This window comes from Novosphingobium sp. 17-62-19 (assembly GCF_002256775.1).
GTDB lineage: Bacteria > Pseudomonadota > Alphaproteobacteria > Sphingomonadales > Sphingomonadaceae > Novosphingobium.
The window spans coordinates 1-7,964 of record NZ_NCII01000121.1; the positions used below are offsets into that span (position 1 = coordinate 1).

Annotated in this window: 10 protein-coding genes and 1 pseudogene; 9 read left to right on the forward strand and 2 right to left on the reverse strand. The window is 61.2% G+C overall.

What is annotated here, in order from left to right; translation table 11 throughout:
* Positions 1 to 201: 201 nt before the first annotated feature.
* Positions 202 to 660, reverse strand: a pseudogene (locus B7X90_RS17160) (transposase); the annotation flags it as partial.
* Between the two features lie 519 nt (positions 661 to 1,179).
* On the opposite strand from B7X90_RS17160, the gene B7X90_RS17165 reads away from it, so the two are divergent.
* From B7X90_RS17165 to B7X90_RS17175, 3 genes are read left to right on the forward strand one after another with little or no spacing between them, the layout of a single operon-like run.
* Entirely contained in the window at positions 1,180 to 1,728 is a 549-nt protein-coding gene (locus tag B7X90_RS17165; protein ID WP_292626538.1) for a hypothetical protein, read from the forward strand.
* 1 nt (position 1,729) lies between these two features.
* Positions 1,730 to 2,281: a hypothetical protein gene (locus B7X90_RS17170; RefSeq protein ID WP_292626539.1), complete on the forward strand. Its 552-nt coding sequence runs from the start codon at positions 1,730 to 1,732 to the stop codon at positions 2,279 to 2,281.
* A 56-nt stretch (positions 2,282 to 2,337) separates the two neighbouring features.
* The gene (locus B7X90_RS17175; RefSeq protein ID WP_292626543.1) at positions 2,338 to 3,072 is read left to right on the forward strand and encodes a hypothetical protein; all 735 of its coding nucleotides are present in this window, start codon (positions 2,338 to 2,340) and stop codon (positions 3,070 to 3,072) included.
* Between the two features lie 80 nt (positions 3,073 to 3,152).
* On the opposite strand, the gene B7X90_RS17180 is transcribed toward B7X90_RS17175, so the two are convergent.
* The gene (locus tag B7X90_RS17180) at positions 3,153 to 3,881 is read right to left on the reverse strand and encodes a hypothetical protein (RefSeq protein WP_292626546.1); all 729 of its coding nucleotides are present in this window, start codon (positions 3,879 to 3,881) and stop codon (positions 3,153 to 3,155) included.
* Between the two features lie 223 nt (positions 3,882 to 4,104).
* On the opposite strand from B7X90_RS17180, the gene B7X90_RS17185 reads away from it, so the two are divergent.
* The 6 genes from B7X90_RS17185 to B7X90_RS17210 all read left to right on the forward strand — a co-directional run.
* Positions 4,105 to 4,833: a DsbA family protein gene (locus tag B7X90_RS17185; protein WP_292626548.1), complete on the forward strand. Its 729-nt coding sequence runs from the start codon at positions 4,105 to 4,107 to the stop codon at positions 4,831 to 4,833.
* Positions 4,834 to 4,972: 139 nt separating this feature from the next.
* Complete coding sequence (locus B7X90_RS17190) at positions 4,973 to 6,085, forward strand: metallophosphoesterase (protein WP_292626550.1); 1,113 nt, start codon at positions 4,973 to 4,975, stop codon at positions 6,083 to 6,085.
* A 125-nt stretch (positions 6,086 to 6,210) separates the two neighbouring features.
* A complete protein-coding gene (locus B7X90_RS17195) occupies positions 6,211 to 6,420 on the forward strand; it encodes a hypothetical protein (protein WP_292626552.1) in 210 nt (69 codons plus the stop codon).
* A 27-nt stretch (positions 6,421 to 6,447) separates the two neighbouring features.
* Complete coding sequence (locus B7X90_RS17200) at positions 6,448 to 6,894, forward strand: hypothetical protein (protein ID WP_292626555.1); 447 nt, start codon at positions 6,448 to 6,450, stop codon at positions 6,892 to 6,894.
* Positions 6,895 to 7,001: 107 nt separating this feature from the next.
* A complete protein-coding gene (locus B7X90_RS17205; RefSeq protein ID WP_292626557.1) occupies positions 7,002 to 7,403 on the forward strand; it encodes a hypothetical protein in 402 nt (133 codons plus the stop codon).
* 3 nt (positions 7,404 to 7,406) lie between these two features.
* Positions 7,407 to 7,964, forward strand: a 558-nt coding sequence (locus B7X90_RS17210) for a thermonuclease family protein (RefSeq protein WP_292626559.1), incomplete at its 3' end; no start/stop codon positions are given.

Genomic DNA, 7,964 nt, shown 5'->3' on the forward strand with positions numbered 1-7,964 from the left:
AGGCCATGGGCATGCTCAACCACCATTTCGCAGCAGCCGCCTGATCGGCGCAGAGCGACAGCCTACCTCTGACTGCCGCCAATCTTTGCAACAGAGCCGGAAAAATCACCCGCTTGACCCACCGCCCGCATCGCGGGACATAGTATCCACCCGGGTCAATTCTCAATGGAAATCCCGGGTCAACTCTCAACGGAAATCAACAGCGGGATAGCTGGCGCAGTAGATGTCGATCATCGCGGCCATCATGCTGGCCAGTTCGCGCGTAGTCGGTGCATTTTCCCACCGGCTCATCGTCGGTTGGCTGGCCAGCCCCGCGCCCGATTCCGGCAGCTTGCCGAGCGCCAGGCGGAAGCCTGGATCGTCGCGCAGAGCATCGAGATCATCGGCATCCTCATAGCCGCACGCAATCGCGAACACACGGGCACGCAGAATGTCATCCAGGCGATGGATCACCCGCGCTGGATCGCGCGGATCGGCAATACAAGCCGCCAGGCGCTGGCAAATCCCCATCGCGCGCTCGGCCTGTGCAAGCAGTAGAACACCGCCATCCGAGGTAAGCCGGCCACCGTCGAACGCAGCTGTGATTTTATTGCGGCCGACTGCTGGGAATCCAAATGAGCTTGCGATATCATCGTTCATGGCGGGTGTGGCCCGTGGCATTTTCTGCCCTGCGGCAGGTTCGGCTTAGACACCCAGTTCCTAATTCAGATCAGAGGCTTACGCCACTCCCGCCAACCCTTCAGGACACTTTTGGTGAATAAGGCGGGCTAACTTCCCTGTAGGGAAGGATGTTGAACTCAAGATCGGACTCGGCAACAAGGTGGGGCCGGACCATCCGATGATCCCGGTCGATGCCAGCACGAGCAACGGGACCGACGTTGAGAGCCACCGAACATTTTACGCAAGGTTGCCTGACGCCGAACCCTTTCTGAGGGATTTCTCATCTGCAGAATTCATAGCGGTATTTACAGATCCAGAACTTCGGACGCTACTTGCGATCGATCTCAAGGGATCAGCCAAGGCTGTCGCACTTTTGAGAAAATGTGCCTATTCGCTCAAACCCCAATGAGCGCCAATCTCCGGACAGCAGCGTGCGCCATTACGGACTAAAGCCCTCAGCAGCAGGGAAATTTTAGGGTTTAGGCCCCCAAGGACAATCCTGTTCTTGGAGGAAATGACGTGAAGATACTTGCCGCCCTGCTCGCCTTCGGGGCGTTTGCATTCAGCCCGACCCTTGCGAATGCCGCTGCCAACAATCCTGGCGTAAAATACGGCGAAGCTGGCTACTGGGAAGTCTTCAAGAACCTGCGCAACGACGCATCGTCACGGTGCGACATCTATGTCGGAACCCGCGATCACGATGTCTTCATGGCCTTCGCTCCGATCGGCGACATTCTGATCTTCGGCTTCTCAATCAAGGATGGCGCCAATTTCAAAGCAGGCACCCGAGGTGATTTGCGCGCAACATTCGTCGCTGATTCGAAAGTGGAGGATGTGATCGAATTCGAAGCCTCGGCCGAGGTCAATGATGATGCCGGCGGCAACGGCCGGACCTTCTACGGCAAGATACCGGCGGCCGAAAAGTTTCTCGATACCTTCTCTCGATCAGAAGTGATGGGGATCTTCACCCAGGGCAGTTCACGACGATTGGCTCTGATAAATCTGGACGGATCGGGTGAAGCGATCGAACTCCTCCGCCGCTGCGCTTACTCGATCCCGGCCAACTGACATGCGTTATCGATCGATCCTTGCCTCAGCCACCCTCGCTCTCCTCCTGACGCAAGCAGTTCCAGCAGCTGCCGGTGACCAAGTTGACGGCCAATTCTATACCACTGTCGGCCCTTGGAAGATCACCAAGAGGTTGCGCCCGGGCAATCTGTGGGAATGCAGCGGCATCATGAACGACGGAGTCGACGTTCTCGAAGTCGATCACACTCCATTCGCTGATCGGCTGCGTGTGGCGTTTAGCGCCTGGGAGGCTTCGAACCTCGCTGTAGGCGATATCATCCCGGTCTCGACCCGTTTCTCAAATGCGCAGGACGGACCATTCGAACATGTCGAAACGGCTGCCAAGGTCAGCCGGGTACCTTCCGACACTACTACAAGGGTGATCTGGGTTGGCTACGGGAGTTCTGAGGCATTTCTGTCAAGCTTTGCGAAAGCTCGCTATGTGACCTTCCAGGCGATCCAAACAAAGCAGCGTCTTGCCACCTTTGATCTCTCCGACAATGCCGAGTTCGTATGGCAGCTAAAAGGCTGCGCAGACAGCCTTCTCCGGTAAATCCGGTTCCCGTGGGTCGGTATCCCTTGGTCATGTCAAATCTGAGGGATGAAATCATGGCGCACCATCTGCCCGACGCGGAAATCCGCAAGATGCCCACGCTGGTCCTCAAGGCGATCCGCAAGGGCCGGTTCCTCACGCTCACCGATGACATGGTGACCCAGGTCCAGGTTCTCAGCCGCATCGTCAATCGTGCGGCTGAGGCCGGGCACGATGTGCTCCCGCTCATGACCGCCTACTCATCCTTCGTCGATGGGTGCATGCCGCGGCTCGATCCGGGCAAGCCGTGGACCGAGGAGATGACGCAGATCCACAACATGGTCTGGCCGTTCATGCAGTCGGCCTATTCCATGCGCTGCCAGTTCTACGTCGACTATGGCGTGCCCAAGTCGATCGTCCACCTCACCGAGATCGTCAACAAGTGGGTCGCAGAGCGTGAGGCAGAAGCTCACGTCGACCCCGCCCAGGCTGACGCCGACATCCGGGCCGAGATGGTCCGAGTTTGCAACCTCTACCCCCGCCTCGGGCTTAGTTACGGCTACATCGGCAACCTTTGGACCGGTCCTTCTCGTGATGACCGTTCCTTCATGGTTTTCACGCAGGTGAAGTACCCGAACGACCTCGTCACCTTCCAGTTCGGCCACCATGACTACTGCGATTTGCCGAAGCTGCGGACCAAGGTGATGTCGAACCTTGAACGCTGGGCGCGAGAGCTCGACGAGAAGCTGACCGCTGGCACAGTGGTCCTTCGCTCAACCGCCCACCTCGAAGCGGTACGCAAGGCGGCCTGAACACACAGCACAAAACACAAAGGGCAGGAGACCATATTGGTCCCTGCCCTTTCTTGCGCCGGACTGAAAAGCCCTGACCTTCAGCGCTGCTTGTCCATGCCGGCCATCGCCTTGGCGAGCTCGCTCATCTCGGGGGCGGATTCCGCACCCTTGCCTGCCGATACGATGGGTCCTGCGTCACGGACACGGATCTGTGGCAATGTGGAGCTGAGCACCATCATCGAGAACTCCAAGTCCTGATCGGCAAAAGGCTCCTTACCCTTGCCGATGGTCTGCGCGACCTTCGCCTCCAGATCCTTGCGTTCGATCAGGTCAGCCATACCGACCCCGATCGCACCGGCTTCGGGCCTGTCCATCTTGATGTCCTGGAGGCCGGCAAGCTTCCGGATGTTCTCCAGAGCCGTAAAATCGAAGGGGAAGTCCCTCCCGCCGTCATGGGCCGCACGGCCCTCGACCACCAGCGCGGTCGAGATGAGAATGGAACGTGCGCGCTGCAGGTCGGTCCGCTCTTCGTGAGCATTCTGGCGTTCCTCAACGACTGCCAGGCGCATGCCGTTGCTGATGAGGTCGATCATTTCGTTGCGATCATCCTGAAACGAGGATCCGCCCCGATGTATCTCCTTGTCGAACTTCGGCGCGATCGCCTCAAATGCGATCATCGCGCTGCGTTCCAGACGGGATGCAGGTTCATTCACCTCGCCTGCGAAAGAACGCAGATCGCCATCAGGGCCCCAATTTGCGATATAATTGGCCGCATTGGTCGTTTCCGACAGCTCCTGGATCGTCAGCTTTGGCATGGTGTCGGTCATTGTGCATATCCCCTTGTGATCTGCGCCAGTTTAGCTGGCCATCACGCACATTGTAACCCCCGCAACGTCTACATCTAGCACTAACGTCCGTGTTCCAGCTGGCGACATGGGAGATAATGTAGGCAAGGCAGACGCTTTCGCTTGAATGGCACCGGACATCCGGTGTAGGAAACAGGTGAGCACGCCTCCTATCGGAGGTCATGCCAACAAGGGGGTACCCATCTTGATCAAGAATCTCGTCCTCGCGGCGGTCGCTGCCGCGTCAGCACTCGTCGCCATGCCAGCCAGCGCCCAGCAGGCTGAAGATCCGGCGTTCACCGCAAAGCTTCGCGCATCACTGACGGCTCATCCCGAGATCATCCAGGAAGTGATGCAGGCCGCGCAGGCCAAGCAGCAGGCGGACCAGACGACTGCTCTCAACGAGAAGGCCGGCCCGCTGCGCTCGCAGATGTTCGCCAAGGGCTGGGGCCCGGTCATCGGCAATCCCAATGGCACCGTGCCGGTGGTCGAGTTCATCGATTACGCCTGCCCGATCTGCAAGACCGCGCACAACGCGATCGACAACATCGTCAAGAAGCGCCCTGAAGTGCGCGTCATCATCGCGATGCGCCTGATCTTCGGCGCGGAATCCGAAAAGCTTGCCCGCTTCGCACTGGCATCGGACCTGCAGGGCAAGTTCCCTGCAACCCACCACGCGCTCTACGAAGCCTTCGGCAACCACCATGAAACCAAGCCGACCGACGAGGCACTCAAGGCCATCGCCGCCAAGGTTGGCCTCAACTATGACCAGGCCGTGAAGGACATGCGCGGTCCCAAGGTCAATGCGACTTTCGAGAACCAGACCAAGGTGGCCAACGAGATCGGCGTCTCGGGCACCCCGTTCTTCATCACGCGCGATGCAGTCTATCCCGGCGCTGCGCCGGAAGAGATCATGAGCCAGGCCTTCCGCTGAACGCCCAACCGCTTAAGGCGGGCTCATGAGGGGCAGGAGTGCTTCAGGCGCTCCTGCCCCTTTCTATTTGGCCTGCGGCTATGCCGTGTGACCCAAGGATTTGCTGCACCATAGGCAACGCACTATGTGGGAAGAAACCATGACCTCGACGATCGCCCTTCCCCGCCACTCAGCCGTGCTCGTTCTCGGCAAGGCCAAGGACAACGGCTTCATGGCCAAGGTTGCAGATGCAATCCCGGCAATTGCCTCGCCATGGGATGTGAACAAGCCCGAGGCATCGCTGGAGGCGCTCTACGAGGCGCTGGATGCGGGCCAGCCGGTCCGGGTGTGCATGCTGCGCAGCCATCGCACCGCTCGCCGCCAGGTCGTCAATGCTGCCACCAAGCGCGGGGCGATCCCGATTGCCCTGCGCCTGCCCGGCGCCGAGGAAATCGGCGACGATGAGGGCTTTGCAATGGTCGTGGAAGTCTGCGCCGACACCCGGCTTTCCTACACCATCTCGCCGATGCCGTGTGACCTGCACCACCTGCACGGCCCCTTCGACATCGTCGGCGACATTCACGGCTGCCACGATGAGCTCTGCGAGCTGCTGGACCGCCTCGGTTACATCAATGCCGACACCGGCAAGCCCCAGCCGCACCCCGAAGGCCGCACGCTGGTCTTCCTTGGCGATCTCACCGATCGCGGCCCTGCAAACCTCCCCGTCCTGCAGCTGGTCAAGGACCTCGAGCGCTTCGGCGCGCTACGTGTCCTGGGCAACCACGACGAGAAACTGGCTCGCTGGCTGATCGGCAAGAAGGTGTCCATCTCGCCTGCCATGCAAACCAGCGTCGACGAACTCGAAGTTCTTGCTGAGGATGCTCGCACTGCCATGGGCGAGTGGCTCGGGGGCGCCGAGCCACATCTCGTGCTCGATGAGGGCAAGCTCATCGTTGCCCATGCCGGCCTCGAGGAAGCCCAGCAGGGCCGCCGCTCGCGCGGCGCGCGCAGCATGGCCCTCTATGGCAAGGTGACCGGCGGCGTTGACGCCTACGGCCACCCGGAAGCCGAGGATTTCGCCCTCGACTATCATGGCGCTGCACTCGTGGTGCACGGCCATGTCGTCCATGCGAACCCGCGCGAGGTGAACAACGTGATCGCCATCGATACAGGCTGTGTCTTTGGCGGCTCGCTGACGGCGCTGCGCTACCCTGAGAGGGATTTCGTCAGCGTGGCTGCCAAAGGCCGATACTGCGAGCGCGAGCAGTTCTGACAGCTGCCTAACTGCAACTAACACCAGCACCAGGCGCCCGGTCGGAACCATCCGGCCGGGCGTTTTCGGCTGCGCCGGAGAGGTCGGGGATTGGAAACCAGCACAACGATGATGAGGAAAATGCCATGTTCCGCACAACTCTCGATGTCTTGTTTGCCGCCCTTTGCATTGCCGTCTTCCTGTTCCTGGCATGGACCGGAATGCAGTCGACCTGGAACGCCGTGTTCTTCTCCCACGGGGTCTCGCCCTTTGCCATCGCTGTCGCATGGTTCGCAGCAGCCGGCGTCGCCCTGAGAGCCGGCGATGTGGTCATCTCTCACGCCTTCATGCGCTGATCGTCAGCGCTCCACTGGATCCAGCTCATGACCTTCGACAAGGCTCGCGCGCTCATCCACCTGCTCACCTCGCGCGAGCGTGACTTCCAGCGCATTGCCATGCTGATCTACCTGATCGACTGGCACGTGGCGCAAGCGACCGGCCGCCAGGCGACCGACTATGAGTACGACATCAACATTCGCGGACCGCGCTTGATGCATCTCGAACAGCTCGTCCGGGCAAATGCTCAGCAGCCCTTACGCATCCTGCAGGCCATTGGCTTTGGTCGGCTCAACCGCTCCATCATGCTTGATCACGCCACCACCACGGCTGTCGGGCAGGTACTGGCGCAGACAGCCGGCCTCACCAAAGCGGATCTGCTCAAGCAAATCCGTAGCACCACACCGGTGCGCGCGGCGCGGCCCAACGGCCAGGCCGAACGCGCCGACCTTGGCGCCATCGCAAACGCAGAACGCTCGCGACTGGCTGCCTGATATCGCCTGGCTGGCGAGGAGAGGATGGCGGAGAGGGGCAGCCCTCTCCGCCATTTTCATTGGAGCTGGGGAATATTCCAGCGATCAATCCATACGGAGGAAATACCATGGCCCGTTCCACTGCTCAGCGCTTTGCCATCGCCCGGGCGATCGCCCGTCGCAAGGCTTCGGCCGCCACCGTGACCCAGCCTGCAACTCCCGTTGCTGCCAAGAAGGCGCCGGCTGCTCGCACCAAGGCGACTGCAGCAGCTCCGCAGGCCATCCACGTCGACTTCCAGTCGGCCTCGATGAAGGAAGGACGCACCACCGGCGGCCAGGCTTACGTGTCGTTTGCCGAAGGTGGCCAGCCGGTCGTCATCGGCTTTGGACGGATTGCCGATGCCATGAAGCGCGAGCGCCTCGCCAAGGGCATGGCAGTTCGCGAGAGAGGCATGCTCAAGGTCGTCGCCGTTTACGAAGGCGACACGCTGCGCGATGAGCGCGGCAACGAGTGGCGCAAGGCTGCCTGAGCGATGCCGGCAGCTATCAACGCCCTTGCGGGCAGCCCGCTTGCCATCGCCATCCCGGCCTTGGCCGCTCTTGCTCTCCTCTTCATTCTCGCCAAGTCGATCGGCCTTCCCTGGGTCGGCACTGTCAGCCACTTCGCAGATGGCGATAGCGTCGAGAGCAAGGCCTGGTTCCACAGCTACCGCGTGCGCATTCGCGGGATCGATGCTCCTGAATACACCCAGGATTACGGCAAGACGGCCCGCAGCGCGCTGGTCGCCATGCTCGAGGGCCGCCGGGCGCTGTTCATCCCTTTCGGTGCTGACCGCTACGGCCGCTGGCTGTGCTGGGTGATCACGCTGCGCGGACCGGTCTCCTGGCGCATGGTTCTGGCAGGGGCCGCATGGCCCGCCTCGCCCATGACCTGGGCGCTGCACGTTCCGGCACGCTTGCTGGGGCGCGGGCTGTGGAACCGCGCTCTCGCACGCCCGATCCACCCCGATGCGTGGCGACGCCATGGCATGAGCCAGCGCCTCAAGGCACAGCAGCCTTCCACGAAGGCGCGGAGCAAGGCCCCCAAGCGC

Coding starts and splice junctions, on each gene's coding strand:
- B7X90_RS17195 (WP_292626552.1), top strand. CDS start 6,211: ATGTTCCGCACAACTCTCGATGTCTTGTTTGCCGCCCTTTGCATTGCC.
- B7X90_RS17170 (WP_292626539.1), top strand. CDS start 1,730: ATGCGTTATCGATCGATCCTTGCCTCAGCCACCCTCGCTCTCCTCCTG.
- B7X90_RS17205 (WP_292626557.1), top strand. CDS start 7,002: ATGGCCCGTTCCACTGCTCAGCGCTTTGCCATCGCCCGGGCGATCGCC.
- B7X90_RS17190 (WP_292626550.1), top strand. CDS start 4,973: ATGACCTCGACGATCGCCCTTCCCCGCCACTCAGCCGTGCTCGTTCTC.
- B7X90_RS17180 (WP_292626546.1), bottom strand. CDS start 3,881: ATGACCGACACCATGCCAAAGCTGACGATCCAGGAGCTGTCGGAAACG.
- B7X90_RS17200 (WP_292626555.1), top strand. CDS start 6,448: ATGACCTTCGACAAGGCTCGCGCGCTCATCCACCTGCTCACCTCGCGC.
- B7X90_RS17175 (WP_292626543.1), top strand. CDS start 2,338: ATGGCGCACCATCTGCCCGACGCGGAAATCCGCAAGATGCCCACGCTG.